23 protein-coding genes are annotated in these 26,121 nt (G+C 60.5%); 12 read left to right on the top strand and 11 right to left on the bottom strand.

Features of this window, described 5'->3' with window-relative positions:
* Nucleotides 1-121 precede the first annotated feature (121 nt).
* The 5 genes from AB4N73_RS08565 to AB4N73_RS08545 all read left to right on the top strand — a co-directional run bounded on the left by AB4N73_RS08565 (nt 122) and on the right by AB4N73_RS08545 (nt 6,273).
* Complete coding sequence (locus AB4N73_RS08565; protein ID WP_460143256.1) at nt 122-1,501, top strand: UDP-glucose dehydrogenase family protein; 1,380 nt, start codon at nt 122-124, stop codon at nt 1,499-1,501.
* Nucleotides 1,502-1,745: 244 nt separating this feature from the next.
* Nucleotides 1,746-2,924 carry an MFS transporter gene (locus AB4N73_RS08560; protein ID WP_460061341.1) on the top strand — a complete coding sequence of 393 codons (1,179 nt, stop codon included), beginning with the start codon at nt 1,746-1,748 and terminating at the stop codon, nt 2,922-2,924.
* A 156-nt stretch (nt 2,925-3,080) separates the two neighbouring features.
* The gene (locus AB4N73_RS08555; RefSeq protein ID WP_460119283.1) at nt 3,081-3,767 is read left to right on the top strand and encodes an HPP family protein; all 687 of its coding nucleotides are present in this window, start codon (nt 3,081-3,083) and stop codon (nt 3,765-3,767) included.
* A gap of 244 nt (nt 3,768-4,011) precedes the next feature.
* On the top strand, nt 4,012-5,118 hold the full coding sequence (locus tag AB4N73_RS08550) for an enoyl-CoA hydratase/isomerase family protein (protein ID WP_460143255.1): 1,107 nt from the start codon (nt 4,012-4,014) through the stop codon (nt 5,116-5,118).
* Nucleotides 5,119-5,121: 3 nt separating this feature from the next.
* Nucleotides 5,122-6,273 carry an acyl-CoA dehydrogenase family protein gene (locus AB4N73_RS08545; protein ID WP_460061334.1) on the top strand — a complete coding sequence of 384 codons (1,152 nt, stop codon included), beginning with the start codon at nt 5,122-5,124 and terminating at the stop codon, nt 6,271-6,273.
* A gap of 285 nt (nt 6,274-6,558) precedes the next feature.
* On the opposite strand, the gene AB4N73_RS08540 is transcribed toward AB4N73_RS08545, so the two are convergent.
* From AB4N73_RS08540 to AB4N73_RS08510, 7 genes are all read right to left on the bottom strand, one after another.
* A complete protein-coding gene (locus tag AB4N73_RS08540) occupies nt 6,559-7,701 on the bottom strand; it encodes an IS481 family transposase (protein WP_460143254.1) in 1,143 nt (380 codons plus the stop codon).
* A 128-nt stretch (nt 7,702-7,829) separates the two neighbouring features.
* Complete coding sequence (locus AB4N73_RS08535) at nt 7,830-8,603, bottom strand: enoyl-CoA hydratase (protein ID WP_095180013.1); 774 nt, start codon at nt 8,601-8,603, stop codon at nt 7,830-7,832.
* Nucleotides 8,604-8,618: 15 nt separating this feature from the next.
* A complete protein-coding gene (locus AB4N73_RS08530; RefSeq protein WP_073474453.1) occupies nt 8,619-9,746 on the bottom strand; it encodes an acyl-CoA dehydrogenase in 1,128 nt (375 codons plus the stop codon).
* Nucleotides 9,747-9,888: 142 nt separating this feature from the next.
* Entirely contained in the window at nt 9,889-11,082 is a 1,194-nt protein-coding gene (locus tag AB4N73_RS08525; RefSeq protein WP_460143253.1) for an acetyl-CoA C-acyltransferase, read from the bottom strand.
* Between the two features lie 12 nt (nt 11,083-11,094).
* Nucleotides 11,095-11,856, bottom strand: a complete 762-nt coding sequence (locus AB4N73_RS08520) for an SDR family NAD(P)-dependent oxidoreductase (RefSeq protein ID WP_460143252.1) — start codon at nt 11,854-11,856, stop codon at nt 11,095-11,097.
* An 18-nt stretch (nt 11,857-11,874) separates the two neighbouring features.
* Nucleotides 11,875-13,539 carry an AMP-binding protein gene (locus AB4N73_RS08515; RefSeq protein ID WP_460143251.1) on the bottom strand — a complete coding sequence of 555 codons (1,665 nt, stop codon included), beginning with the start codon at nt 13,537-13,539 and terminating at the stop codon, nt 11,875-11,877.
* Nucleotides 13,540-13,830: 291 nt separating this feature from the next.
* Entirely contained in the window at nt 13,831-14,847 is a 1,017-nt protein-coding gene (locus AB4N73_RS08510; RefSeq protein ID WP_406229119.1) for an AraC family transcriptional regulator, read from the bottom strand.
* A gap of 273 nt (nt 14,848-15,120) precedes the next feature.
* Between AB4N73_RS08510 and efeU the strand changes: the two genes are divergently transcribed.
* The 4 genes from efeU to efeO (AB4N73_RS08490) are packed head-to-tail and all read left to right on the top strand — an operon-like array spanning nt 15,121 to nt 19,320.
* Nucleotides 15,121-15,960 carry an iron uptake transporter permease EfeU gene (gene efeU, locus AB4N73_RS08505; protein WP_460095404.1) on the top strand — a complete coding sequence of 280 codons (840 nt, stop codon included), beginning with the start codon at nt 15,121-15,123 and terminating at the stop codon, nt 15,958-15,960.
* 8 nt (nt 15,961-15,968) lie between these two features.
* Nucleotides 15,969-17,153 (top strand): iron uptake system protein EfeO, encoded by a 1,185-nt coding sequence (gene efeO, locus AB4N73_RS08500; protein WP_460143250.1) that lies wholly within the window; start codon nt 15,969-15,971, stop codon nt 17,151-17,153.
* 17 nt (nt 17,154-17,170) lie between these two features.
* A complete protein-coding gene (efeB, locus tag AB4N73_RS08495) occupies nt 17,171-18,469 on the top strand; it encodes an iron uptake transporter deferrochelatase/peroxidase subunit (protein ID WP_460061317.1) in 1,299 nt (432 codons plus the stop codon).
* Nucleotides 18,470-18,495: 26 nt separating this feature from the next.
* Nucleotides 18,496-19,320, top strand: coding sequence for an iron uptake system protein EfeO (gene efeO, locus AB4N73_RS08490; protein ID WP_252867591.1), 825 nt, complete (start codon nt 18,496-18,498; stop codon nt 19,318-19,320).
* A 105-nt stretch (nt 19,321-19,425) separates the two neighbouring features.
* Here efeO (AB4N73_RS08490) and pssA read toward each other — a convergent pair whose 3' ends face one another.
* Nucleotides 19,426-20,769: a CDP-diacylglycerol--serine O-phosphatidyltransferase gene (pssA, locus tag AB4N73_RS08485; protein ID WP_460143249.1), complete on the bottom strand. Its 1,344-nt coding sequence runs from the start codon at nt 20,767-20,769 to the stop codon at nt 19,426-19,428.
* A gap of 215 nt (nt 20,770-20,984) precedes the next feature.
* On the opposite strand from pssA, the gene AB4N73_RS08480 reads away from it, so the two are divergent.
* The 3 genes from AB4N73_RS08480 to AB4N73_RS08470 all read left to right on the top strand — a co-directional run bounded on the left by AB4N73_RS08480 (nt 20,985) and on the right by AB4N73_RS08470 (nt 23,114).
* Complete coding sequence (locus tag AB4N73_RS08480; protein ID WP_460062419.1) at nt 20,985-21,548, top strand: TetR/AcrR family transcriptional regulator; 564 nt, start codon at nt 20,985-20,987, stop codon at nt 21,546-21,548.
* Between the two features lie 54 nt (nt 21,549-21,602).
* Complete coding sequence (locus AB4N73_RS08475; RefSeq protein ID WP_460143248.1) at nt 21,603-22,082, top strand: nuclear transport factor 2 family protein; 480 nt, start codon at nt 21,603-21,605, stop codon at nt 22,080-22,082.
* A 252-nt stretch (nt 22,083-22,334) separates the two neighbouring features.
* A complete protein-coding gene (locus AB4N73_RS08470) occupies nt 22,335-23,114 on the top strand; it encodes a TSUP family transporter (RefSeq protein ID WP_016774706.1) in 780 nt (259 codons plus the stop codon).
* Here the strand turns inward: AB4N73_RS08470 and nudC are convergent.
* From nudC to AB4N73_RS08455, 3 genes are all read right to left on the bottom strand, one after another.
* Nucleotides 23,082-23,912: an NAD(+) diphosphatase gene (gene nudC / locus AB4N73_RS08465; RefSeq protein WP_095180000.1), complete on the bottom strand. Its 831-nt coding sequence runs from the start codon at nt 23,910-23,912 to the stop codon at nt 23,082-23,084. The two genes, AB4N73_RS08470 and nudC, sit on opposite strands and share 33 nt — an antisense overlap.
* A gap of 7 nt (nt 23,913-23,919) precedes the next feature.
* Nucleotides 23,920-24,732: a crotonase/enoyl-CoA hydratase family protein gene (locus tag AB4N73_RS08460; protein ID WP_310215941.1), complete on the bottom strand. Its 813-nt coding sequence runs from the start codon at nt 24,730-24,732 to the stop codon at nt 23,920-23,922.
* A gap of 205 nt (nt 24,733-24,937) precedes the next feature.
* Nucleotides 24,938-26,083 carry a PQQ-dependent sugar dehydrogenase gene (locus AB4N73_RS08455; protein ID WP_460143247.1) on the bottom strand — a complete coding sequence of 382 codons (1,146 nt, stop codon included), beginning with the start codon at nt 26,081-26,083 and terminating at the stop codon, nt 24,938-24,940.
* Nucleotides 26,084-26,121 lie beyond the last annotated feature (38 nt).

Below are 26,121 nucleotides of genomic sequence, written 5' to 3'. Positions count from 1 at the left end.
GAGGCGGTAAAAGTCAATCGGGCATTCCCCGAACGGTCTGTTTGCTGATTCTTCAGCAGTAGGCGAACTGAAACATCGCGCTCTTATGTTCAGTGCAGGGAACTGCGAGCAGGAGTGCGGCATGAAGATCACGGTGTTTGGCAGTGGTTATGTCGGTCTGGTGCAAGCGGCGGTGCTGGCCGAGGTCGGTCACGACGTCGTGTGCATGGATGTCGACGCGCAGAAGATCGAGCAATTGGGCCAGGGGCACGTCAGTATTTACGAGCCGGGGCTGGCCAGTCTGGTGCGTGAAGGCCTGGATTCGAAACGCCTGCAATTCACCACCGATGAGCGGTTTGCGGTGTTGCATGGGCGTGTGGCGTTCATCGCGGTGGGCACGCCGTCACGCGAGGATGGTTCGGCGGACCTGCGCTACGTCCTCTCGGTTGGCGACGCGATTGCCCGACATCGCGAGCAGCCATTGATCGTGGTGGAAAAGTCCACGGTGCCGGTGGGCACGGGCGACGCTTTGCGCAGCCACATCGAAAAGGCCCTGATCAAGATTGGCCGCCTGCTGCAGTTCGATATTGTCTCCAACCCGGAATTTCTCAAGGAAGGTTCAGCGGTTGCTGATTGCCGGCGACCGGATCGCATTGTCATTGGTTGCGAAGGTACTGAAGTGCGCGATGTGATGCGCGATCTGTACGCGCCGTTCAACCGGAACCATGACCGCATCCTGTTCATGGACCTGCGCAGCGCCGAGCTGACCAAATACGCCGCCAACTGCATGCTGGCGACCAAGATCAGTTTCATCAACCAGATCGCCGAACTCGCCGAGCACCTCGGCGCGGACATCGAATCAGTGCGCCAGGGCATCGGTGCCGATACGCGGATTGGCTATCACTTTATCTATCCGGGTTGCGGCTACGGCGGTTCGTGTTTTCCCAAAGACATGCGCGCGTTGATTCACAGTGCCGAACAAGCGCACTGTTCCAGCGACTTGCTGCAAGCGGTCGAGGCGATCAACCAGCGCCAGAAGCACAAGCTGTTTGAGCGCATCAACGCGTTCTACCGGGGCGATTTGCGCGGCAAGACCTTTGCCCTGTGGGGCCTGGCGTTCAAGCCCAACACCGACGACATGCGCGACGCGCCGAGCCGGGTTCTGCTAGAAGATTTATGGGCTGCCGGGGCCAGCGTGCGCGCGTTTGATCCGGAGGCCATGGTCGAAACGCAAAAGCTCTATCCAGATGAGTCGAAGCTGATGTTGATGGGCACGCCGGAATCGGTACTGGCCGGCGCCGATGCGCTGATCATCTGCACCGAATGGCAACAGTTCAAGGCCCCGGATTTCGAGCTGATCAAACAGCGCCTCAATAGCCCGGTGATCTTCGACGGCCGTAACCTGTACGACGCCGAGCGCCTGACGCGCAATGGCTTTCAGTATTTCCCGATGGGGCGCGGTGAATCGTGCAAGTTGCCGATCACCTTGCGGCAGTGGCCCGCGGCTTCGGATGTGGCTTGAACTGGCCCTGTGGGAGTCATTGCAAATTGTGAGCTACACAGACCCTGTGGGAGCGAGCCTGCTCGCGAATACGGTATGTCAGCGACATAGCAGGTGACTGATCCGCCGCCTTCGCGAGCAGGCTCGCTCCCACAGGGAAATCATGTGCTCCGAGAGACGCTGGTGTATCAGCTTGACCGGTGGCGGCTGCCCAGAGAGGATGGCGTTCGCCCTAGGCAATCCGAATAAGGACATTCCCCCTCCCTTGGCCATCTATTCGCCGTTCATTCGCCGGCTGATGCTCAGCTCGCTGACCGTGGTCATCAGCCGCGCCCTGATCAGCCCGCTGCTGACGCTGTTCCTCAGCAACAAGCTTGGCCTCAATCCGCAGGATGTCGGCTTGCTGCTCGGCATCGCCGTGTTCAGCGCAACATTGCTGTCGCTGTACGGCGGTTACATCATCGACAAGCTGGACAAGCGCCAGTTGCTGGTCCTGGCCATGCTCTCCAGCGGTATCGGCCTGATTCTGCTGACCTTCGCGCAGAATCTGTATGTGGTCACCTTGGTGCTAATCATCAGCGAAACCGCGTCGGCGCTGTTCCTCATCGGCTCCAAGGCGACCCTCAGTGAACAGCTGCCGGTGGGCCAGCGGGTCAAGGCGTTTTCCCTCAATTACACGCTGACCAATATCGGCTACGCCGTCGGCCCGATGATTGGCGTGGTGATTGCCGGGGTGCAGCCGTCCGCGCCGTTCATCGTTGCCGGTGCGATCGCCATTGGCAGTATTTTTCTGCTGCTCGGCGCGACCAGGGATGCCAGTCCGATAACTTCCGGCAGTGCGCCGCAAAGTTTCCTCGACACGCTGATGATCCTGAAAAACGACCGCACCATGGTGCTGTTCACCCTCGGTTGCCTGCTCAGCACATTGGTGCACGGGCGCTTTACGCTGTACCTGTCGCAATACCTGCTGGTCACCCACACCCAGCAACAAACGCTCGACACCATGGCCGCCCTGCTCGCCTGCAACGCAATCACGGTGATCCTGCTGCAGTACCAGGTGGGTCGCTGGCTCAGTCGCGAACACCTGCGTCACTGGATTGCCGGCGGCACCGCGCTGTTCATCGTCGGGTTGATCGGTTTCAGTCTGGCGGACAGCCTGCTCGGCTGGTGCGTGGCGATGTTCATCTTCACCCTGGGCGAGATGATCATTTACCCCGCTGACTTCCTGTTCGTTGACACCCTCGCCCCGGAGGCACTGCGCGGCAGTTACTACGGCGCGCAGAACCTGTCAGCGCTTGGCGGGGCTGCCAGCCCGGTAATGTGCGGTTTTCTATTGATGCACACGCCTGCGCCAAGCATGTTCTACGCCTTGAGCGGCTTGGCGGCGCTGGGCGGTTATCTGTGCTTCGTCAGCGCTCGGCGCACCGCTTCAATGCAAAAATAGTGCACTAAAACTGCATTTATATGAATTTGTCAGCATCGATTTTGATCGGCAAACTACGCGCGTTCCTCCCCCAATGTTGGAACGCTTCTAGGGCTTTCCGGATTTGCCGGACAAGTCCTTTTTTTTGCCCCGGATTTTGCACAGGATCAGTTCTACATGCTTGCTCGCTGGTTGCCCGCCGCCATCAACACTCGCCCCACCGAATGGAGCCGTGCCGCGATCGGCATGAGCCTGGGTACGCTGTTCAGCGTGTGGATGTGTGCGCAGGTATTCGGGCATGACGTTGCCTTTCACCTGATCGGCCCGCTGGGTGCTTCGGCGGTGCTGTTGTTCGCCGTGTCGTCCGGCGCTCTCGCCCAGCCATGGTCGATTCTGGGCGGGTACTTATGCGCCGGCGTGGTCGCTTTGCTTGTCGCCCATGTGCTCGGGCGAACGCTGGGCAGCGCCTGCCTCGCCGCCGGGATGGCGGTGATTCTGATGTGCTGGCTGCGTTGCCTGCATCCACCGGCCGGTGCCTTGGCATTGACGCTGGTACTGGCCGACCCTGCGACCATCGCCATGGACTGGAAAGCCATGGAGCCGGTGATGCTCGGCGCCCTGTGCATGCTCGCCAGCGCGCTGGCCTACAATAATCTGACCCGCATCCGCTACCCGAAACGCCCCGCCGATCCTGCGCCGCCCGTGGTCCCGGTCGACAGCCAGGCGATTACTGTCGAAGACCTGAAACTGGCGCTCGCCGACATGGAAGCCTTCATCGACGTCACCCCCGAAGACCTCGAACGCCTGATCCATGCCAGCGAGCTGCACGCCAAACGCCGCAGCATTACCGAAACCTTCCGATGATCGCCTTGTAGGAGCTGACGAGTGCAACGAGGCTGCGATCTTTTGATCTTGTTTCTTGAAATCCAGAGATCGCAGCCTCGTTGCACTCGTCAGCTCCTACGCGCACAGAAAGCGGCCCTGAGAGAAAAACGCAGATTCCCCCTGCACATATCCCCGTTGTACACGACAAATTTGCACTGTTACGATCCGCTAACGCCCCCACCCGGGCTTCTCGAATAAAGACAATAAAAGCAGGGAGTTACTGATGACAGCTCAGGCTTCATCCCGGCGGACCCCGTCCATGGATGCCATGCAAAACGACTTGCTGGCCGAGGTGCGCAACCATATCGGCCACCTGACCCTCAACCGCCCTGCGGGCCTCAATGCAATCACCCTCGACATGGTGCGTCTGCTGCAACAGCAGCTCGATGCCTGGGCGTCTGACGCCGATGTGCACGCCGTGGTGTTGCGCGGTGCCGGTGAAAAGGCTTTCTGCGCCGGCGGTGATATCCGTTCGCTGTACGACAGCTACAAAAGCGGCGACACGCTGCACGAAGATTTCTTCGTCGAGGAATACGCCCTCGACCTGACCATTCATCACTACCGCAAACCGGTGCTGGCCTTGATGGATGGTTTCGTCCTCGGCGGTGGCATGGGCCTGGTGCAAGGCGCCGATCTGCGCGTGGTCACCGAAAAGAGCCGTCTGGCGATGCCGGAAGTGGCCATCGGCTATTTTCCCGATGTCGGCGGCAGCTACTTCCTGCCGCGCATTCCCGGTGAGCTGGGGATTTATCTGGGCGTCAGCGGCGTGCAGATTCGCGCGGCCGATGCGCTGTACTGCGGCCTCGCCGACTGGTACCTGGACAGCAGCAAACTGGCCCTGCTCGATGAGAAACTCGATCAGATGGAATGGCAGGACACGCCGCTCAAGTCGCTGCAGAATCTGCTGGCCAAGCATGCCGTGCAAACCCTGTCGGATGCGCCACTCGAGGCGCTGCGTCCGGCCATCGACCACTTCTTCGCCCTGCCCGATGTGCCGAGCATGATCGAGCAATTGCGCGCCGTCACCGTTGCCGACAGCCACGAATGGGCGCTCACCACGGCAGATCTGCTGGAAACCCGCTCGCCGCTGGCCATGGCCGTGACCCTGGAAATGCTCCGTCGTGGCAGGCACCTGAGTCTGGAGAATTGCTTTGCTCTGGAGCTGCATCTGGATCGCCAGTGGTTTGCCCGTGGCGACCTGATCGAGGGCGTTCGCGCCCTGTTGATCGACAAGGACAAGTCACCGCGCTGGAACCCGCCGACCGTCGCTGAGCTGGACGCTGCGCAGGTCGCAAGTTTCTTCCATGGTTTTGATGAGAGCGGGAGCTGAGCCATGCACGATCTCGAACTGACTGAAGAACAAGTGATGATCCGCGACATGGCCCGGGACTTTGCCCGTGGCGAAATCGCCCCGCACGCCCAGGCCTGGGAAAAGGCCGGCTGGATCGACGATGCTCTGGTGGCGAAGATGGGTGAGCTGGGCTTGCTCGGCATGGTCGTACCTGAGGAATGGGGCGGCACTTACGTCGATTACGTCGCCTATGCGCTGGCCGTTGAGGAAATCTCCGCCGGCGATGGCGCCACCGGTGCGTTCATGAGCATCCACAACTCGGTCGGCTGCGGCCCGGTGCTCAACTACGGCAGCAATGAGCAGAAACAAACCTGGCTCGCCGATCTGGCCAGTGGGCAAACCATCGGTTGCTTCTGTCTGACCGAACCGCAGGCCGGTTCCGAAGCGCACAACCTGCGCACCCGCGCCGAACTGCGCGACGGCCAATGGGTGATCAACGGTGCCAAGCAATTCGTCAGCAACGGCAAACGGGCAAAACTGGCGATCGTCTTCGCGGTAACCGATCCGGATCTCGGCAAAAAAGGCCTGTCAGCGTTTCTGGTGCCGACCGACACACCGGGTTTCATCGTCGATCGCACCGAACACAAGATGGGCATCCGCGCCTCCGACACCTGCGCGGTGACGCTGAACAACTGCAGCATCCCCGAGGCCAATCTGCTCGGCGAGCGTGGCAAGGGCCTGGCGATTGCCCTGTCCAACCTTGAAGGCGGACGCATCGGCATCGCCGCGCAGGCATTGGGCATTGCCCGGGCGGCTTTTGAAGCGGCGCTGGCATATTCGAAGGAACGCGTGCAATTCGACAAGCCGATCATCGAGCACCAGAGCATCGCCAATCTGCTGGCTGACATGCACATGCAGATCAACGCCGCACGGTTGCTGATCCTCCATGCAGCGCGGCTGCGCACGGCGGGTAAACCATGCTTGTCCGAGGCTTCGCAGGCCAAGCTGTTCGCATCGGAAATGGCCGAGAAGGTGTGCTCGTCGGCGATCCAGATTCATGGCGGCTATGGCTATCTGGAGGACTACCCGGTCGAGAAGTACTACCGCGATGCGCGGATTACCCAGATCTATGAAGGGTCGAGCGAGATACAGCGGATGGTGATTGCGCGGGATTTGAAGAACTATCAGTTGTAATGGCGTTGGCCCTTCCCCTCACCCCAGCCCTCTCCCCAGGGAGAGGGAGCCGACCGAGTCGGTTACGGATTCAGCGGCAACCTTTCAGGTCGGCGTAATTCGCCCATATCACGCGGTCAGTCCCCTCTCCCCAGGGAGAGGGAGCCGACCGGGTCGGTTACGGATTCAGCGGCAACTTTTCAGGTCGGCGTAATTCGCCCATATCACGCGGTCAGTCCCCTCTCCCTGGGGAGTGTATGTACCGGGGACATGGTGGACACATGTTCGGAGACATGGTGGACGGTTTTAGATCTTCTTACCTGCCGTCACGATCTGCAAGTTCAAGTCGATTCGAGCGACACGATGTCTACTCCAGTAGACATCGTGGATGCCGTCCTCCGTCGTCTCCCTGATCGCTATGCACCTGCCATAAAAAGCCTTTCCGATCTTGTATTCCCGATTCCTCCAGAAGATTTCGCCTCCCACCTGTACCTTCCTGACCACATCTGCGTCGTTGTACTCCGGCTCCGCCGGTTGCTCCTGATATTCCCGTGGGCTGCCACTGTAACGAGTCGCCGGCACCGCCATGCCCAGCGCCTGATGAGGGCGTTTCTGGTTGTAGATGTCGCGCCAGGTATCAAACGCCCGTTGTGCGTCGTCGAGATCGGTGAAAAACCGGCCTTGCAGGACTTCATTTTTCAGGCTGCGGTGGAAGCGCTCCAGTTTTCCCTGAGTCTGCGGGTGATAAGGCCGGGAGTGGCCGACCTTGATGCCCTGGCTCATCAGCCAGACTTCCAGCGCGGTGTAAACGCCTGTCTGATCGCCCCATGGCGAGCCGTTGTCCATCGTCATGCGCAACGGCAGGCCGTAGCGTCGAAACGACCGGATTAGATGGTCCTGTACCGTTTGGCGCTGTTCATTGGCACATGCGGCAATGCACAGCGAAAAGCGTGAGTGATCATCCAGGGCTGTGAATGGATGACAACGTCCGTGGCTCAGACTGAAATGTCCCTTGAAGTCGATCTGCCATAGATCGTTAGGCGCCTCGTGCTCAAAGCGGATAAATGGTTTGATCTCGGCAGCCTTTGGATCAACACGCGAATGACGCTGCAAAACCGCATGCACCGTGCTGACGGAGGGCATCACAGCGCCTTCATCTTCCAGCACGCGCTTGAGCTTGCGGGCGCCCCAAGCCTCGTATTGCTGACTCATGGTCAAAATTTGCTGCTCAACCTCATCAGCACAACGTTTGGGGGATGTTTTTGGTCGCCGGGACTGATCGTGCAAGCCCTCTGCACCCGAGGTTTCAAACCTGTTGAGCCATTTGTAGGCAGTACTTGGGCTGATATTGAATCGACGGCAAAGCTGCCGAATATTCACCCCTTCTTGCCGAACCAAATGCACAAACTCTGTACGAAGTTGCATGGTGGATGCCTCTTGCCAGGACACAGGTCATTTCCTTGATGATGAGCAATGTGCCTATTAAAAAGTGTCCACCATGTCTCCGAACACCTGTCCACCATGTGTCCGGTACATACAGGAGAGGGCTAGGGTGAGGGGCTTTTGAAGCTCACACACTATTTGCCTTGGAATTCAGCCTGACGCTTGGCAATAAACGCCGCCATCCCTTCCTTCTGATCCTGCGTCGCAAACGCTGCATGAAACACCCGGCGCTCGAAACGCACGCCCTCGCTCAGGTTGACCTCGAACGCGCGGTTGACGCTCTCCTTGATCATCATCGCAATCGGCAGTGATTTGCCGGCGATCACCGCCGCGACTTTCAGCGCTTCATCAAGCAGCTCATCGCTTGGCACGATCCGCGCGACGATGCCGCAGCGCTCGGCTTCCACCGCGTCGATCATGCGCCCGCTCAGGCACATTTCCATGGCCTTGGCTTTGCCCACCGCGCGGGTCAGGCGCTGGGTGCCGCCCATGCCCGGCAGCACGCCGAGGTTGATTTCCGGCTGGCCGAATCTGGCGTTGTCGCCAGCCAGAATGAAGTCGCACATCAGTGCCAGTTCACAGCCGCCGCCGAGGGCGAAACCATTGACCGCGGCGATGATCGGCTTGCGCCGGTTGGCCACGCGATCGCTGTCGCTGAACAGATCGTCCATGTAGATCTGCGGATAGGTCAGCTCAGCCATTTCCTTGATGTCGGCGCCAGCGGCGAAAGCTTTTTTCGAACCGGTGAGGACGATGCAGCCAATGTGCGCATCGGCTTCCAGCGTATCGAGGGCGTGGTTCACTTCGCTGACCAGTTGCGCGTTCAGCGCGTTCAATGCCTGTGGCCGGTTGAGGGTGATCAGGCCGACGCGGTCGCGGGTTTCCAGCAGAATCGTTTCGTAAGTCATGAATAAAATTCCTTGTCAGAGATTGCGCGAAATGACCATGCGCTGAATGTCGCTGGTGCCTTCGTAGATCTGGCAGACGCGCACGTCGCGGTAGATGCGTTCCAGCGGAAAGTCGTTGAGGTAACCGTAACCGCCAAGGGTTTGCAAGGCCATGGAGCAGACCTTCTCAGCCATTTCCGAGGCGAACAGCTTGGCCATCGACGCCTCGACCAGCGCCGGTTGGCCGCTGTCACGCAAGGCTGCGGCGTAATGCACCATTTGCCGGGCGACGGCAATTTGCGTGGCCATGTCCGCCAGGCGGAACGCCACGGCCTGATGCTCGATGATCGGCTTGCCGAAGGTGTCACGCTCGCGGGCGTAATCACGAGCGGCTTCGAACGCGGCGCGGGCCATGCCGACGGCTTGCGAGGCGATACCGACGCGGCCGCCTTCAAGGTTGGCCAAGGCAATCTTGTAGCCCTCGCCCTCCTCGCCAAGGCGGTTGGCGACCGGCACTTTCACATCTTCAAAAAGAATCTGGCAGGTGTCGGACGCGTGCTGGCCGAGTTTGTCTTCGACCCGCGCGACTTTGTAGCCCGGCGAGTCGGTCGGCACGATAAACGCGCTGATCCCGCGCTTGCCGGCGCTCGGGTCAGTCACGGCAAACACGATCACGATGCCGGCGTTCTGCCCGGAGGTGATGAACTGTTTGCAGCCGTTGAGCACGTAGTGATCGCCTTCCAGTCGTGCGCGGGTTTTCAGGCTGCTGGCATCGGAACCAGCCTGGGGTTCGGTGAGGGCGAAGGCGCCGAGCATCGCGCCGCTGGCCAACGGTTTGAGGAAGCGCTCGCGCTGGTCGTCATTGCCGAACTTGAGAATCGGCACACAGCCGACCGAGTTGTGCACGCTCATGATCGTCGAGCAGGCACCGTCGCCTGCGGCGATTTCTTCCAAAGCCATGGCGTACGCGAGGTAGCCGGTGTCACAGCCGCCCCACTGCTCCGGCACGAGCATGCCGAAGAAGCCCAGCTCAGCCATCTCGGCGATGGCTTCCTTGGGGAAACGGTGCTCGCGATCCCACTCGGCGGCGAACGGCTTGAGCCGTTCCTCGGCAAACTGCCGGGCCATGTCGCGGATCTGGGTCTGGTCTTCGTTGGGGATCATGGTGATTCCTTGAAATCTGAGTACGACATTGAACGCTGTGGGAGCGAGCCTGCTCGCGAAAGCGGTGTGTCAGTCACGCATGTGCTGGCTGAAACGACGTCTTCGCGAGCAGGCTCGCTCCCACAGTTGATCGGCGATGCCTTCAGTAAACGCATTCCACAGCCATGGCCGTGGCTTCGCCGCCGCCAATGCAGATCGCTGCAATGCCGCGCTTGAGTTGTTTCTGCCGCAGTGCCGCGAGCAACGTCACCAGAATCCTCGCTCCCGAGGCGCCGATCGGATGGCCCAGCGCGCAGGCGCCGCCATGCACATTGAGCTTGTCGTGGGGAATCTCCAGGTGCGTCATCGCCGCCATGCCGACCACGGCAAACGCCTCGTTCACTTCAAACAGATCCACCTGATCCAGCGCCCAACCGGTCTTGTTCACCAGTTTCTTGATCGCGCCAATTGGCGCGGTGGGAAACAGGCCAGGGGTATCAGCGAACGCAGCATGCCCATGAATCACCGCCAGCGGCTTGAGGCCCAGTTGCTGCGCGTGGGACTGGCGCATCAGCACCAGCGCCGCCGCACCGTCGGAAATCGAGCTGGAGTTGGCCGCGGTGACCGTGCCGCCCTCGCGGAACGCCGGTTTCAGCGAGGCAACCTTGTCGAGTTTGGCTTTTGGCGGCTGTTCATCGTTGCTGATCACCACCTGCTCTTTACCGACACTCACAGTCAGCGGGACGATTTCGTCCTTGAAGCTGCCATCCTTGATCGCCTGTTGCGCGCGGGTAGTCGAGGTAATGGCGAAAGCATCCTGCGCTTCGCGGCTGAAGCTGTTGGCCTCGGCGCAATCCTCGGCGAAGGTGCCCATCAGGCGGCCCTTGTCGTAGGCGTCTTCGAGGCCGTCGAGGAACATCGAATCAAGCACGCGGCCATGACCCATGCGATAGCCGGCGCGGGCGCGATCGAGCAGGTACGGCGAGTTGGACATGCTTTCCATGCCGCCGGCGATCACCACGTCGGCGCTGCCGGCAAGCAGCATGTCGTGAGCCATGATGGTGGTCTGCATGCCCGAGCCGCACATCTTGTTCACCGTGGTGCAGCGCGTCGATTTATCCAGCCCGGCGCCCAGCGCAGCCTGACGTGCCGGCGCCTGACCGAGGCCGGCGGGCAGTACGCAACCAAACAGCACTTCATCAACCGCGTCGCTGGCGACACCGGCGCGTTCGACCGCAGCCTTGATCGCCGCCGCGCCGAGTTGCGGTGCGGTGAGGCTTTTCAGTTCACCTTGAAAACCGCCCATCGGCGTGCGGACGGCGCTGACGATAACAATCGGATCATTGGACATAGTCATGACTAATCCTCCTTACTTGGCGGCCATGCGCAAGGCGCCGTCGAGACGGATCACCTCGCCGTTGAGCATGCTGTTTTCGATGATGTGGCGCACGAGCGCGGCGTATTCGGCAGGCTTGCCCAGACGCGGCGGGAATGGCACACCCGCGGCCAGCGAATCGCGCACTTCCGGGGTCATGCCGGCCATCATCGGCGTTTCGAAAATGCCCGGTGCGATGGTCATCACGCGGATGCCGAAGCGCGCCAGCTCGCGGGCGGCCGGCAGAGTCAGGCTGGCGATCGCACCTTTCGAGGCCGAGTACGCGGCCTGGCCAATCTGGCCGTCGAACGCTGCGACCGAGGCGGTGTTGATGATCACTCCACGCTCGCCGTCAGCATTGGCTTCGCTCTCGGCGATCGCCGCCGCAGCCAGGCGCAGCATGTTGAAACTGCCGATCAGGTTGACGTTGATCACTTGAGCAAAACTGCTCAGGGCGTGCGGGCCGTTCTTGCCGAGAATTTTCTCGCCGCGAACGATGCCGGCGCAGTTGATCAGGCCGTTGAGGCTGCCAAATGCGGCAACGGTCGCCTGCACAGCGGCTTCGGCGTCGGCTTCATTGCTGATGTCGGCAACCACGCTTTGCGCACCCAGGCGCTGCGCCTGAGCGGCGACGGCTTCAGCGTTCATGTCGACCAGCATGACTTTGGCGCCGGCACTGACCAGCAATTCCGCGCTCGCGGCACCGAGGCCTGACGCGCCGCCGGTGACGATAAAAACCTTGTTCTCGATCTGCATGACGGTGTTCCCTTGGATTCAAGCTGAAACTCTGTGCGCCGCGGCCTCTTGAGCCTTGGCGATTTCCTGGTTGCGCAAGATAAAGCGCTGCAATTTGCCACTCGGGGTTTTGGGCAATTCGCTGACAAATTCGATTTCACGCGGGTACGAATGCGCGGCCAGACGCTTGCGCACGTGTTGGCGCAGTTCTTCGGCCAACTCCGGCGCGGCGCGGTACTGGGCGCTCAGCACGACAAAGGCTTTAACCAGTTCGGTGCGTTCCGGGTCGGGTTTGCCGACGACCGCCGCCTCGACCACGGCCGGGTGTTCGATCAGCGCGCTTTCCACGTCGAACGGGCCGACGCGGTAGCCCGAAGTGGTGATCACATCATCACTGCGGCCGACGAAGCTGATGCTGCCGTCCGGATTCCACTCCACGGTGTCGCCGCTCAGGTAGTAGTTGCCGACGAAGGCCTTGGTCGGCGCGCCTTCGTAGCCGCCGAACCAGCACATCGGCGACTGCGGGCGGTCGATGGCGAGAATGCCCGGTTGACCGACGCCGAGTTCGTTGTACTGCTCATCAAGCACGACAATGCGATGGCCCGGCGAAGCGAAACCGGCCGCGCCGACATGCACCGGGTGCTCGAGGCCGTGATGATTGCACAGCACCATGCCCAGTTCGGTCTGGCCGTAGTGGTCGTGGATGACCACGTCGAGGTTATCGGCGAACCAGCGGATCACTTCCGGGTTCAGCGGCTCACCGGCGCTGCTGACGATGCGCAGTTTGCCCTTGATCGATCTGGCGAACTCCTCGCCACCGGCAATCAGCAAACGATAGGCAGTGGGCGAGCCGGTGAGATTGGTAATGCCGTATTTGTTGATCACCCGGCAGGTGCTTTCGAGGGTGAACGGGCCATCATAGAAGGTAATCGGGTGCCCCAGCGCCAATGGCCCGGTGACGCCGAAATAGATGCCATAGGCCCAGCCCGGATCGGCGACGTTCCAGAACGCGTCTTCGGGACGCAGGTCCACCGCATCGCGGGTGTAGCTCTGGAAAGCGACGATGGCTTTGAGCGGCACCGCCAAGGCTTTCGCAGGGCCAGTGGTGCCCGAGGTGAACATCAGCAGGAACGGGTCTTCGCCGGTCAGCAATACCGGTTCGCAAACATTGGAGTGGTTGGCCAGCTCAGCCCAGAAACTGAAATCACCACGAACAATGCCCTGACCTTTGGCGCCGGCCACGGTGACGATGGTCGGGCATGCGCTGACTTCATTGAGCTTGGGCCGGTTGACCGCGTCGGTGACCACGATTTTAGCCCCCGAGCTGTTCAGGCGGTGCTCTAGCGCTTTCGGCCCGAATGCGGTGAATAGCGGCTGATACACCGCGCCGATGCGCCAGGTGGCGAGCACGGTGATGAGCAATTCGACGTTGCGTGGCAGCAGGCCAGCGACTTTATCGCCCTTCTGCACGCCCTGGGCGAGGAGGAAATTGGCGAAACGCGCGGCTTTGTCTTGCAGATCAGTGAAGGTGTAAGTCGCACTTGAGCCGTCGCGACCTTCCCAGAACAACGCAATGCGCCCGGGCAAGGCATGGCGGTCGCAACATTCAACGCAGGCGTTGAGTGCCGCCAGCGTGCCGCTGAGCGACGCATCGACAGTGTGCTGATAATCGAACTGTTCGGTGGCAGACAAGTAATCGCGCATTGCCAGAATCCCTCGGTGTTTTTATTAGGCTGGGAACCGTAAACAACACAGGGATAGTCGCGCCGCGCGGGCCTTGGGGCAATGGTCAAAGCTATCAACGTGGTTGACTGGTTTGGCCAAGAGGTTGCGGCCGCATGCCCTGTAGGAGCTGACGAGTGCAACGAGGCTGCGATCTTTTGATCTTGATTTTTACCATCAAGTACAAGATCAAAAGATCGCAGCCTTCGGCAGCGCCTACAGGGGAACGCATTTCAAAAATGTGGGAGCGAGCCTGCTCGCGAAGGCGTCGGGTCAGACCACCTCATTGAGGATCAGCGTCCGGTAATGCCCTGGGTTCGACCCCGACCACTTGCGAAACGCTTTGTAGAACGAACTGGCATCAGCAAAGCCCAGCCGTGCAGCAATCTCGACAAAACTGATCGAAGGCTCCGCCAGCCAAGTGATTGCCAGCTCCTTGCGCACGCTGTCCTTGAGGCCCTGATAGGTCTGCCCTTCCTCGGCCAGACGCCGGCGTAATGTCGACGCGGACATACAAAATTGCTGAGCCAGCGCCTCGGTTTCCGGCCAATGCTCGGCGGGCACTTGCCGCAGATCCTGCTTGATCCGACTGGCGAGGCTGTCGGGGTCGCGGTACTTGACCAGAATGTTGGCCGGCGCCTGGGCGAGAAAGCGCTTGAGTTCTTCGGCACTGCGCTTGATCGGCAGATCGAGGCAATCGGCGGAAAAGATCATCCGCGTACGTGGGCGCTCAAACCGCAGGTTTTCGGAAAACATCACCCGATAGTCATCAGTGAAATCCGGTTCAGCGCAGCGCAGTTCAATCGCCAGAATCGGAATCCGCCGCCCGGCCAGCCAGCACGCGACGCCGTGCACGATCATCCAGTAAGTAAAGTAGGTGAAGGCGCGGCGCGGTTCGGCGTCGTCTTCGAGCAGGACGATTTCCGCAAGGCTCTGCTGATGCACCAGTTGCGCCGGCAGTTTTTCCAGCATCAGCGACAGGAACGTCAGACCAGTATCCAGCGCCGCCGCCAGCGTCGGTTGCGCCATGGCGCTGCGACACAAAAACGCCAGGCTGCCGGATTTGAGCGGGCGCGGGTCCATGCCGAAGAACTCGTCATCACAGCGTCGCGCCAGCAGGCGCCAGAGTCTGGCGTATTGCGAGGCCGGCACCCTGCCCTCATCGGCCGCTAACAAAGCCGGATCGATGCCGACCTTGCTCAACGCCTCATCCGTTGCCGCACCCGGGGCACAACTTTGCAGCAGCGCTTCGCGCACCAGTTGAATGGCAATGGTGTCTTTTTCCGCCATGGAGCGAGATGAGCCTTATTGTTTTTTGGGTGGTGGGCATCTTAACCCAGCTGCTGATTTCACCGCAGGGCCAATGTGGGAGCGAGCCTGCTCGCGAACGCGATGTGTCAGATAAACAAATGTCACAGGCATACCGCATTCGCGAGCAGGCTCGCTCCCACAGGAATCACAGTTGTTCAGCTAGCGTTCAGCTAAATGTCAATGAATGCCATTTGGGAATGAGTGTCATTATGTTACAACTTAGCCTCCTATCTAAATCGCTGTGGCTCGCCAATGCTCGTTCCCTTTTTGATCATGTTGCGCGAAGGCATCGAGGCCGCGCTCATCGTCGGCATCATTGCCAGTTATTTGCAGCAGACCGGCCGTGGCCAATGGATGCCAGCGGTGTGGATCGGCGTCTTCCTCGCTGCTGCCCTTGCCCTGCTGGTCGGCGGTGGCCTGGAGTTGGTGAGCGCTGAATTCCCACAGAAGCAGCAGGAGTTGTTCGAGGGCGTCGTCGGTCTGGTCGCCGTGGGTATTCTCAGTTCGATGGTGTTCTGGATGCGCAAGGTCGCGCGGTCGATCAAGCACTCGCTGCAAGCCTCTCTGGATCAAGCGCTGACGCAATCCAGGCATCAAGTGATTGCACTGATCGCCATGGTGTTTTTCGCCGTCGCTCGCGAAGGCCTGGAAACCGTATTCTTCCTGCTCGCCGTGTTCCAGCAAAGCGAAGGCCCGGGCGCGCCGATCGGCGCCCTGCTCGGCCTGATCCTGGCGGTGATTGTCGGTTTCCTGATCTACAGCGGCAGCATGCGCCTGAATCTGTCGGCATTCTTCAAGTGGACCGGATTGTTCATCCTCGTGGTCGCTGCCGGGATCCTCGCCAACTCGGTGCAGGCGCTGCATGAAGCCGGGCTGTGGAATCACCTGCAAACGGTGCTGTTCGACTTCAGCGCGACGCTGCCGATGGACGGCCCGCTGGGCTCGGTGCTGGCCGGCATGTTCGGCTATCAGGATGCGCCGACCGTCAGCACTCTTGGCGCGTACCTGGTTTATCTGCTGCTGGCGCTGGTGATGTTCTTCATGCCCGCGCCGCGCCAGGCGACGCCAACGACTTCCGTTTCCAGCCAATAAGGCCCTTCATGTCTACTACCCAAACCCCTCCGGCCCTGCGTTGGGCGCTGGCCGGCTCGGTGCTGCTGATGGTCGCCGCCGGCGGGCTGTTCTGGTACGCCTCGAACATGGCCGCCGCCAAGCGTCAGCACAACCATGACGAAATCGTCGTCAACATCCATCCGCACAGTTGCGAGCCGAACACACTGACGGTGCCCGCCGGCCGCGCCAGTTTCCGCATCGTCAACCGCTCCGAGCGGGCGGTCGAGTGGGAAATTCTCGACGGCGTGCTGGTGGTCGAAGAGCGGGAAAACATCGCGCCGGGCCTGAGCCAGGTGATTAACGCCAACCTGCAACCGGGCGACTATGCGATCACCTGCGGCTTGCTCAGCAACCCGCGCGGCACTTTGCACGTGACGCCGACGGCAGCCTCGGATGCCGCGGCCAAGGCCAAGCCGTCGATGGTCGCGTTCGTCGGGCCGCTGTCGGAATTTCGCGTGTATCTGGCCGTTCAGGGCAGCGCGTTGATCAAAGCGGCGACGGCGCTGAATCAGGCGATCGCCAGTGGTGATCTGGCGCAGGCGCAAGCGTTGTACCTGCCGGCGCGTGCTGCCTATCAGCGTCTGGCGCCGGCGGCGCAGCGTCTGGCCGAGCTGGACAACCACATCAATGCCCGCGCCGATTATTTCGAAAAGCGCGAGCAGGATCCGGCGTTCGTCGGTTTCCATCGCCTCGAATACGCGCTGTTCCAGCAGCGCAATCTCGACAACGTTGCGCCGATTGCCCAGCGCTTGCTCGCAGATGTCACCACCCTCAAGCAACAGTTGCTCGCGCAGTCGCTGCCACCGGAGCAACTGGTGAGTATCGTCGTGCGCAACCTCAACAGCCTCGCCGATGTGCGCGCCGGCAGCGGCGAAGAAGAACGCTACAGCCACAGCGACCTCAACGGTTTCGCCGCCAACGCGCAGACTGCGCGCAAGGTCGTCGACCTGTTGCGCCCGATGCTGAGCAAATCCGCTGCTGAGCTGTTGCCGAAGATCGACCAGGCGCTGGACGATTTCGACAGCCAGCTCAACGCCTTCAAATCCGCCGATGGCTACGTCAGTTACGACGCCGTGACCGCTGCGCAACGCCAGCAGATCGCCGCCAAAGCCAAGGCTCTGGCCACGGCACTGGATGGCATCGACCCCGCCCTCGGCCTTTCCGGCCTGTAAGCAGAAGACCACGACAGATGAACGATTCAGAACCTCTCAACCTGCAACGGCGCCGCGTGCTTATGGGCATGGGCGCCGCCGGTGTCGCCCTTGCCGGATCGGCGCTGAGTTGCCCGGCCATGGCCGCGCAGCCTGCGCAAGTCACCGAAGCGCCGAGCAGCGACAAGACCGAAGACCGCCACGACTTCCACGGTGTGCACCAGGCCGGCATCGTCACCCCGCGCCCGGCCTCCGGGATGCTGGTGGCGTTCGATGTGCTGGCCAGCGATCGCGAAGACCTCGAGCGGCTGTTTCGCACCCTCAACGAACGCATCGCGTTTTTGATGAAGGGCGGCCCGGTCGCGCAGATCGACCCGAAACTGCCGCCGCTGGACTCCGGCATCCTCGGCCCGGTGGTCACCCCGGACAACCTGACCATCACCGTTTCCGTCGGCGACTCGCTGTTCGACGAGCGCTTCGGTCTCGCGGCGGCAAAGCCCAAGCGTCTGCAACGCATGGTCGGTTTTCCCAACGATGCACTGGACGCCGATTGCTGCCATGGCGACCTCAGTCTGCAGTTCTGCGCCAACACCGCCGACACCAACATTCACGCCCTGCGCGACATCGTCAAAAACCTGCCTGACCTGCTGCTGGTGCGCTGGAAACAGGAAGGCAGCGTCCCGCCGCAAGCGCCGGCCAAACCCGGCGTACCGGCGCAGTCGGCGCGCAACTTTCTCGGTTTTCGCGATGGCTCGGCCAACCCTGATTCCAACGACGCCAAGGCCATGGACCGCATCGTCTGGGTGCAACCGGGCAGCGACGAGCCGGCCTGGGCTGCCCATGGCAGTTATCAAGCGGTACGCATCATCCGCAACTTCGTCGAGCGCTGGGATCGCACGCCGTTGCAGGAGCAGGAAAGCATTCTCGGCCGGGTCAAGAGCAGCGGCGCGCCCATCGGTGGCCACACTGAAAGCGAAGTGCCGGATTACAGCAAGGATCCGGCCGGCAAGCTGACCAGGCTCGATGCGCACATTCGTCTGGCCAACCCGCGCACCGCCGCGACCCAGGCCAATCTGATCCTGCGCCGGCCGTTCAACTACTCCAACGGCGTCAACAAGAACGGCCAGCTCGACATGGGCCTGCTGTTCATCTGTTACCAGGCTGACCTGGAACAAGGCTTCATCACCGTGCAGACCCGCCTCAACGGTGAACCGCTCGAGGAATACCTCAAACCGGTTGGCGGCGGTTACTTCTTCACCCTGCCCGGCGCTACCGGCGATGACGACTTCATCGGTCGCTCGTTACTCGCTGCCACCTCCCAAAACAAAACCGCATGACACCCAACCGACACTGGAGCCGCCCCATGAAAAAGACGCCACTCGCGTTATTGCTGACCCTTGGTTTGCTCAACACCCCGCTGGCGGCGTTCGCCGCGACCGCGCCGCTGGATCTGGTGGGGCCGGTGTCGGACTACAAGATTTACGTCACCGAGAAACTCGATGAGCTGGCCAGCCACACCCAGCAGTTCACCGACGCGGTGAAGAAAGGCGATCTCGCCACCGCGCAGAAGCTCTACGCGCCGACGCGGGTCTATTACGAGTCGATCGAGCCGATCGCCGAGCTGTTCAGCGATCTCGATGCGTCCATCGATTCTCGCGTTGACGATCACGAAAAAGGCGTTAAGGCCGAGGACTTCACTGGCTTTCACCGGATCGAATATTCGTTGTTCGCGGAGAAGTCCACTAAGGGCCTGGATGCATTGGCCGACGGTTTGAACAAAGACGTGCAGGACCTGCAAACCCGTGTGGCCGGTCTGACCTTCCCGCCAGAGAAGGTCGTCGGCGGCGCTGCTGCGCTGTTGGAAGAAGTCGCGGCGACGAAGATTTCCGGCGAGGAAGACCGCTACAGCCACACCGACCTGTACGACTTCCAGGGCAACATCGACGGGGCGAAGAAGATCGTTGATCTGTTCCGTCCGCAGATCGAACAGCAGGACAAGGCGTTTGTTGCCAAGGTCGACAAGAACTTCGCCACGGTCGACAAGATACTCGCCAAGTACAAAACGGCGGATGGCGGGTTTGAGACCTATGACAAGGTCAAGGACAACGACCGCAAAGCGCTGGTCGGGCCGGTGAATACGCTGGCGGAGGATCTTTCGATGATGCGCGGGAAGTTGGGTCTGAACTGATTTTTTAGCCTCTGGTCTGGCCCCTTCGCGAGCAGGCTCGCTCCCACAGTTGGAATGCATTTCCCTGTGGGAGCGAGCCTGCTCGCGAAAGCAATTCCGGACGCGCTAGAGAATCCTGTAGAGCAACCGCTCAATCCTCACCCGACTCACCCGCTTGAGAAACTTCGCCACCCCTGCCGGGTAATCCGGCAGCGTTTCAAGCGACTGGAAGTTATCGATCCGCGTGGTATGGCGGAAGATGTTTTCCAGCTCTTTCGCCCGTGGCTCCAGCCACTCGCCTTTCGGGTCTTCAATCAGCAGCGCGTTTTCCAGGTCGAGGCGAAACGCGCGCGGATTGAGGTTGTTGCCAGTCAGCAAGGTGTAACGCTGATCGATCCACATGCCCTTGAGGTGATAGGTGTTGTCGCCGTCGCGCCACAGGTGCAGGTTCAACTGGCCGCTGTCGATGCTGTGCTGATGGCGTTTGGCGAAGCGGCGCAGGCTGATCTCGTATAGATACGGCAGCGCGGCGATCACCTTGAACGGCTCGTTCGGCGGAATGTAGAAATCGTTGGCGGTCTTGTCGCCAACCACGATATCGATCTTCACGCCACGGGCCAGCGCTCGATTGATCTCACGGATCACGCCCAGGGGCAGGTTGAAGTACGGAGTGCAGATGGTCAGCTGCTTTTGCGCGCTGGCAATCAGTTCCAGAATCGCCCGGTTCAGCGGGTTGTTCTTGCCGACGCCGAGCAGTGGCGTGACCGACAGCCCTTCTTTACTTGTGCTGCCGGCCCCGGTGTCGTAAGTCGCGTACTTGAGACGGCTGCGCAGGTCGCCGATGTCGTTGCGCAGGCTGCGGGTAGTCGGCAGGTTGGGCAGGTCGAGGCGGTGCACGGCTTTCGATTCGATCAGGCCGTGCTTGACCAGATGATGCATCGAATCCGCCAGCTCGCGACTGTGCAGCACGTGGTAGCGGTCGAAGCGGTACTTGTCGAGTTTGTGCAGGTAGACGTTGTTCAGACTCGCGCCGCTGTAGACCACCTTGTCGTCGATCACGAAACCTTTGAGGTGCAGCACGCCGAACAGCTCGCGGGTCTGCACCGGCACGCCGTAGATCGGCACTTCGCTCTGGTGCGTGCGGGTCATGTCCTGATACCAGGCGGCGTTGCCCGGCTGCTTGCCCGCGCCGATCAGACCGCGCTGGGCACGCAACCAGTCGACCACCACGGCGATTTCCAGCTCGGGACGCTTGAGCTTGGCTGCGTGCAGGGCATCGAGGATTTCCTGACCGGCTTCGTCCTGCTGCAGATACAGCGCGACGATGTAGATGCGCTGCGTCGCTGCGGCGATTTGCTCGAGCAGGCAGCGTCGGAATTCGGCAGCACTGGACAGAATGCTCACCGCCTCGGCGGTCAGCGCGAAGCTGCGCAGTTTGGGCAGCAGAGAACGTTTGAAAAGCAACGGCATAAGGCTCGCAAGGTTCGATTCCGAAGAGTTTGAGAGCTTACACCATCGTCTGCGCCGGGTCTTGTCAGTGTCAGTAATGGCCCCTTCGCGAGCAGGCTCGCTCCCACCGTTAAAATGCATTCCCCTGTGGGAGCGAGCCTGCTCGCGAAAGCGTTTTCACACACGCCGAAGAAATTCGCTTGACCAAGGAGAACAGTCGTTCTACTGTTCGCCACATGAACGAATCAATCAGCAATGACACACGCGACATCATTCTGGATGTCACCGAAAAGTTGATCTACAAAAGTGGCATCGCTGCCACCAGCATGGATCTGCTGGTGAAGACCGCCGGCGTCTCCAGAAAAAGCATTTACCGTTACTTTGCCGATAAGGACGCCTTGGTGGTCGCAGCCCTGCAACGGCGGGATATTCGCTGGATGCACTGGTTCACAAGTGCCGTCGATCAGGTCGAAACCCCGGCCGATCGTCTGCTCAACCTGTTTACTGTGCTCAAGGGCTGGTTCGACTCGGAAGGCTTTCGCGGCTGCGCCTTTATCAACACTAGCGGCGAAACCGGCGATCCACAGGATCCAGTGCGGCTGGTGGCCAAAGAACACAAACAGAAGCTGCTCGACTACGTGTGCGAGCTATGTACCGAATATGGTGCCGAGGATCCGCAACTATTGGCCAGACAGTTGCTGATCCTGATTGAAGGCGCCATTACCATAGCGCTTGTGATGGGTGATCACAGTGCCGCCGATAATGCGCAATGCATGGCGCGAAAGTTATTGGGCCTGTAACTCTTAATAAGCCGGACTTGTTGTTCATACATTAAATGAAACAGGAGATTGAACATGTCGACTGCAGCCCAGGTACGTCCGCCATTGCCCCCGTTCAACCATGCGTCAGCCATCGAGAAGGTGCGTCTGGCCGAGGATGGCTGGAACAGCCGCGATCCGGAAAAGGTTTCGCTCGCTTACACCCTCGACACCAAATGGCGCAATCGCGCCGAGTTTGCCAACAACCGCGAAGAGGCCAAGGCGTTTCTGATGCGCAAATGGGCGAAGGAACTGGATTATCGCTTGATCAAAGAACTCTGGGCCTACTCCGATACGCGTATCGCGGTACGTTATGCCTATGAATGGCACGACGATTCCGGCAACTGGTTCCGCTCGTACGGCAACGAGAACTGGGAGTTCGATGACAACGGCCTGATGTTCCAGCGCTATGCCTGCATCAACGACATGCCGATCAAGGAAAGCGAGCGCAAATTCCATTGGCCGCTGGGCCGCCGGCCGGATGATCATCCGGGGCTGAGTGAACTCGGTCTCTAAAGCCAACCCACCCATGTGTAGGAGCTGCCGAAGGCTGCGATCTTTTGATCTTGATTTGATCGTTCCCACGCGCAGCAGCCGGGGCGCTCCGCGCCCGAGAAGATCGCAGCCTTCGGCAGCTCCTACACAGGAATGTATTCCAGACTGTAATTGACGACGGCATGCTCTGGCTCGCCGCAACAGTTCGATACAGGTAACATAACCGCCCTCCCCGCAGCCCACGTTCTGCGCCTTGCCGAATAAGCCGACTCCATGCCTTTCGAACTCAGCGTTGACCTCACCACCCTGGCCATTCTGGCTGCTGTTGCTTTCCTTGCCGGTTTCATCGATGCCATCGCTGGCGGTGGCGGTCTGTTGACCACGCCGGCGCTGCTGACGGCGGGCCTGCCGCCGCATCTGGTGCTGGGCACCAACAAGCTGAGCTCGACCTTCGGTTCGGCGACCGCCAGCTTCACCTTCTACAAACGCAAACTGTTTCATCCACGCCAGTGGACCCACGCGATTGTCGGCACCCTGGTCGGCGCGCTCACTGGCGCGGTGGTTGCGCATTACCTGCCGGCCGAGTGGCTGAACAAGATGCTGCCGGTGATCGTTTTCGCCTGTGGCCTGTATTTGCTGTTTGGCGGCACGCCGAAAGCGCCGCTGGACAGCGACGCGCCGATCAAAAAGAAATGGCAATCGACCCAAGGCTTCAGCCTCGGCTTCTACGATGGCGTGGCCGGTCCCGGCACGGGCGCATTCTGGACCGTGAGCAGTCTGCTGCTGTACCCGATCGACCTGGTCAAGGCCAGCGGCGTGGCGCGCAGCATGAACTTTGTCAGCAACATCGCGGCGCTGTCGGTGTTCATCTTCTCCGGACAGGTCGACTGGATCATTGGCCTATGCATGGGCCTGTCGGTGATGGTCGGGGCTTTCTTTGGCGCGCGCACCGCAATCAGCGGCGGCGCCAAATTCATTCGTCCAGTGTTCATCACCGTAGTGCTTGGCCTGACTGTGCGCCTAGCCTGGCAGCACTGGTTCAGCGTGGCCTAAGCGCCGCGCGACGTAGACGTCGATCAGGTAACGGGCAATTGAACGCGACGCCGGCAACGGCGGCAAGTCATGCACGTTGAACCACTGGGCGTCCTCGATCTCGTCTTCCTGACAGACAATTTCGCCACCGGCATATTCGGCATGGAAGCCGAGCATCATCGAGTGCGGGAACGGCCAGCACTGGCTGCCGATGTACTGGATGTTCTTCACTTCGATCTGCACTTCTTCACGCACTTCGCGAATCAGGCAATCCTCGGCCGATTCCCCCGGCTCGGCGAAACCGGCCAGCGTGCTGTAAACCCCGGTGACGAAACGCGGCGAGCGCGCCAGAAGGATTTCGTCGCCACGGGTGATCAGCACGATCATGCTTGGTGAAATGCGCGGATAACTGCGCAGATCGCACGGCTGGCAATACATCGCTCGTTCGCGCGGGACTTGCGTCATTGGCTGGCCGCAGTTGCCGCAGAAGCGATGCTCTCGTGCCCAAGTGCCGATCTGAGCGGCATAACCGAGCACTTTGTACAGCGTGTGATCGCCTTCGAGCATGAACGCTCGCAGCCCCTTCCAGCCGCAACCGGGCACATCGCTGACGCTGTGCAACTCAAGCAGATAGACCGGTTCGCCGTCGAGATGACCAATCCCGTGCTCAGCGAGGACTGAAAGGTCCTGGCGCTTGAGCCACTCGCGCGGGAACAGTGCGCCGTTGTCATCGAACAGGAAGCCTTCGGGGCTGCGCGCTACGGCCCAGCCGCCGGGTTGATCGGTGTCGAGTACTGCAGTGGTCCAGCGAGAGATCATGATTAACTCAATCCAGAAATTCGGGTTTCTGTTTGCTCATGTGGGCGGCCATGGCCACGCGCAGATCGGTGGATTGCAACATGGCGGCGTTCCAGGTGGCAACGTATTCAAGACCATCGTCGATGCGATGGTCGCGCATGTAGCTGATCATTTCCTTGGTACCGGTCACGGCGATCGGCGACTTCGCAGCGATGTCACGGGCAATGCCGAACACGCCTTCGAGCAGCGTGTCCTTATCGCCGTAGACGCGATTGACCAGGCCCATGCTGCGTGCTTCCTCGGCGCCAAAGGTGCGACCGGTGTAAGCCAGTTCACGCAGCATGCCGTCTCCGATGATTCGCGGCAACCGTTGCAACGTGCCGACATCAGCGGCCATGCCGATGTCAATTTCCTTGATGGAAAATTGCGCGTCCTCGGCGGCATAACGCATGTCACAGGCGGCGATCAGATCGATTGCCCCGCCCAGGCAATAGCCCTGAATTGCAGCAAGCACCGGTTTGCGGCAATTGTCGACGGCGTTGAACGAGGCTTGCAGATTGAGAATCTTGCGCCGCAACAGGCGCGCATTACGGCCCACGTCCTTGCCCAGTTCATTGGCGACACCGGCGAGCATCATCAGGTCGATGCCCGATGAAAAATGCTTGCCGTTACCGCTGAGCACCACCACGCGGACTTCGTCGGTATCGTCAACCCAGTGAAAGATTTCGACGATTTCGCTCCAGAACGCCGCGTTCATTGCGTTGATCTTTTCCGGGCGATTGATCTGCACATGGGCGATGTTGTCGGCCAGTTCGACGCTGAAGGCGGAGTATTGAGTCATGGCAGTGATCCTTTACCGGGCTGGGAAATAAGCCTCGAACTATAACAAGGCAAGGGGGCGGCGGTTCGGCCAAATGCGGGACTGCCCGAAGTCTGCGCAAGATGCGCGGGCCTCTTCGCGAGCAGGCTCGCTCCCACAGGGAGACTGCATTTCAATGTGGGAGCGAGCCTGCTCGCGAAGGCGTCGGATCATTCACCGCACGCAATTATTTCAGCCCCAGCCTGTAAAGCGAGCCATTCTCTTCATCCGTCAGCACATACAGATAGCCATCCGGCCCTTGGCGCACGTCACGGATACGCTGATTCAACTCACCCAGCAAACGCTCCTCATGGACTACCTTGTCACCATCGAATTGCAGGCGAATCAGCTCCTGGGTCACCAGTGCGCCGATAAACGCGTTGTGCTGCCACGGCGTGAAGCGATCCGCGTCATAGAAGGCCATGCCGGTAACCCCGGGGGATTTTTCCCAGACATGATGCGGCGCCACGGTGCCTTCAGCAGTTTTGCCCTTCGCCTCAGGAATCGGTTGCATCGAGTAGTTGATGCCATGGGTCGCCAACGGCCAGCCGTAGTTCTTGCCACGTTCGATGATGTTCACTTCGTCGCCGCCACGTGGCCCGTGCTCGTTCTCCCACAGCGTGCCGGTCCACGGATTGAGCGCCGCGCCTTGCGGGTTACGCAGGCCGTAGGACCAGATTTCAGGCCTGACACCGGATTGGCCAACAAAAGGGTTATCGTCCGGCACCTTGCCATCCGGGAAGATGCGTACGACTTTGCCTTGCAACTTGTCGAGGTCCTGCGCAGTCGGCCGATCGTTGTTTTCGCCGAGGGTGATGAACAGATACCCGTCGCGATCGAACACCAGCCGTGAACCGAAGTGGTTGCTCACCGACAGCTTCGGTTCCTGACGGAAGATCACATTGAAGTCCTTCAGCGTCTTCAGGTCATCGGAAAGCCGTCCGCGCCCTACCGCCGTACCAGCCTTGCCGCCCTCACCACCGCCTTCGGCATACGACAGATAGACCATGCGGTCCTGCTTGAAGTCTGGCGACAGCGCCACATCAAGCAAACCGCCCTGCCCTTTGGCCCAGACTTGCGGCACGCCACTGATCGGCTCCGACAGTTTGCCGTCCTTGCTCACAACGCGCAGATGACCCGGACGTTCGGTCACCAGCATGCCCTTCTGATCAGGCAGAAACGCCAGTGCCCGGGGATGTTCCAGGCCTTGGGCAATGGTGGTGACTTCAAGAATGCCCTGTTCGCTTTTCAGCTCTTTGGGCGCGGCGGCGAACGCCGGGGCACTGATCAGCGCGGCGGCGCAGCAGGTGGCTAGGAGGGTTTTACGCAACATGCACGATTCCTTTTGTTCGTGTGAAAGGCTGACAGAAC

Source organism: Pseudomonas sp. S3_B08 (assembly GCF_054667725.1).
The sequence above is the reverse complement of the archived record's forward strand: the minus strand, read 5'-3'. Positions and strand labels throughout refer to the sequence as shown.

Excerpts from the sequence above, each read along its gene's own strand:
- AB4N73_RS08565 (WP_460143256.1), top strand. The coding sequence starts at position 122 with ATGAAGATCACGGTGTTTGGCAGTGGTTATGTCGGTCTGGTGCAAGCG.
- AB4N73_RS08555 (WP_460119283.1), top strand. The coding sequence starts at position 3,081 with ATGCTTGCTCGCTGGTTGCCCGCCGCCATCAACACTCGCCCCACCGAA.
- AB4N73_RS08550 (WP_460143255.1), top strand. The coding sequence starts at position 4,012 with ATGACAGCTCAGGCTTCATCCCGGCGGACCCCGTCCATGGATGCCATG.
- AB4N73_RS08545 (WP_460061334.1), top strand. The coding sequence starts at position 5,122 with ATGCACGATCTCGAACTGACTGAAGAACAAGTGATGATCCGCGACATG.
- AB4N73_RS08535 (WP_095180013.1), bottom strand. The coding sequence starts at position 8,603 with ATGACTTACGAAACGATTCTGCTGGAAACCCGCGACCGCGTCGGCCTG.
- AB4N73_RS08530 (WP_073474453.1), bottom strand. The coding sequence starts at position 9,746 with ATGATCCCCAACGAAGACCAGACCCAGATCCGCGACATGGCCCGGCAG.
- AB4N73_RS08525 (WP_460143253.1), bottom strand. The coding sequence starts at position 11,082 with ATGACTATGTCCAATGATCCGATTGTTATCGTCAGCGCCGTCCGCACG.
- AB4N73_RS08520 (WP_460143252.1), bottom strand. The coding sequence starts at position 11,856 with ATGCAGATCGAGAACAAGGTTTTTATCGTCACCGGCGGCGCGTCAGGC.
- AB4N73_RS08515 (WP_460143251.1), bottom strand. The coding sequence starts at position 13,539 with ATGCGCGATTACTTGTCTGCCACCGAACAGTTCGATTATCAGCACACT.
- AB4N73_RS08510 (WP_406229119.1), bottom strand. The coding sequence starts at position 14,847 with ATGGCGGAAAAAGACACCATTGCCATTCAACTGGTGCGCGAAGCGCTG.
- efeU (WP_460095404.1), top strand. The coding sequence starts at position 15,121 with ATGCTCGTTCCCTTTTTGATCATGTTGCGCGAAGGCATCGAGGCCGCG.
- efeO (WP_460143250.1), top strand. The coding sequence starts at position 15,969 with ATGTCTACTACCCAAACCCCTCCGGCCCTGCGTTGGGCGCTGGCCGGC.
- efeB (WP_460061317.1), top strand. The coding sequence starts at position 17,171 with ATGAACGATTCAGAACCTCTCAACCTGCAACGGCGCCGCGTGCTTATG.
- efeO (WP_252867591.1), top strand. The coding sequence starts at position 18,496 with ATGAAAAAGACGCCACTCGCGTTATTGCTGACCCTTGGTTTGCTCAAC.
- pssA (WP_460143249.1), bottom strand. The coding sequence starts at position 20,769 with ATGCCGTTGCTTTTCAAACGTTCTCTGCTGCCCAAACTGCGCAGCTTC.
- AB4N73_RS08480 (WP_460062419.1), top strand. The coding sequence starts at position 20,985 with ATGAACGAATCAATCAGCAATGACACACGCGACATCATTCTGGATGTC.
- AB4N73_RS08475 (WP_460143248.1), top strand. The coding sequence starts at position 21,603 with ATGTCGACTGCAGCCCAGGTACGTCCGCCATTGCCCCCGTTCAACCAT.
- AB4N73_RS08470 (WP_016774706.1), top strand. The coding sequence starts at position 22,335 with ATGCCTTTCGAACTCAGCGTTGACCTCACCACCCTGGCCATTCTGGCT.
- nudC (WP_095180000.1), bottom strand. The coding sequence starts at position 23,912 with ATGATCTCTCGCTGGACCACTGCAGTACTCGACACCGATCAACCCGGC.
- AB4N73_RS08460 (WP_310215941.1), bottom strand. The coding sequence starts at position 24,732 with ATGACTCAATACTCCGCCTTCAGCGTCGAACTGGCCGACAACATCGCC.
- AB4N73_RS08455 (WP_460143247.1), bottom strand. The coding sequence starts at position 26,083 with ATGTTGCGTAAAACCCTCCTAGCCACCTGCTGCGCCGCCGCGCTGATC.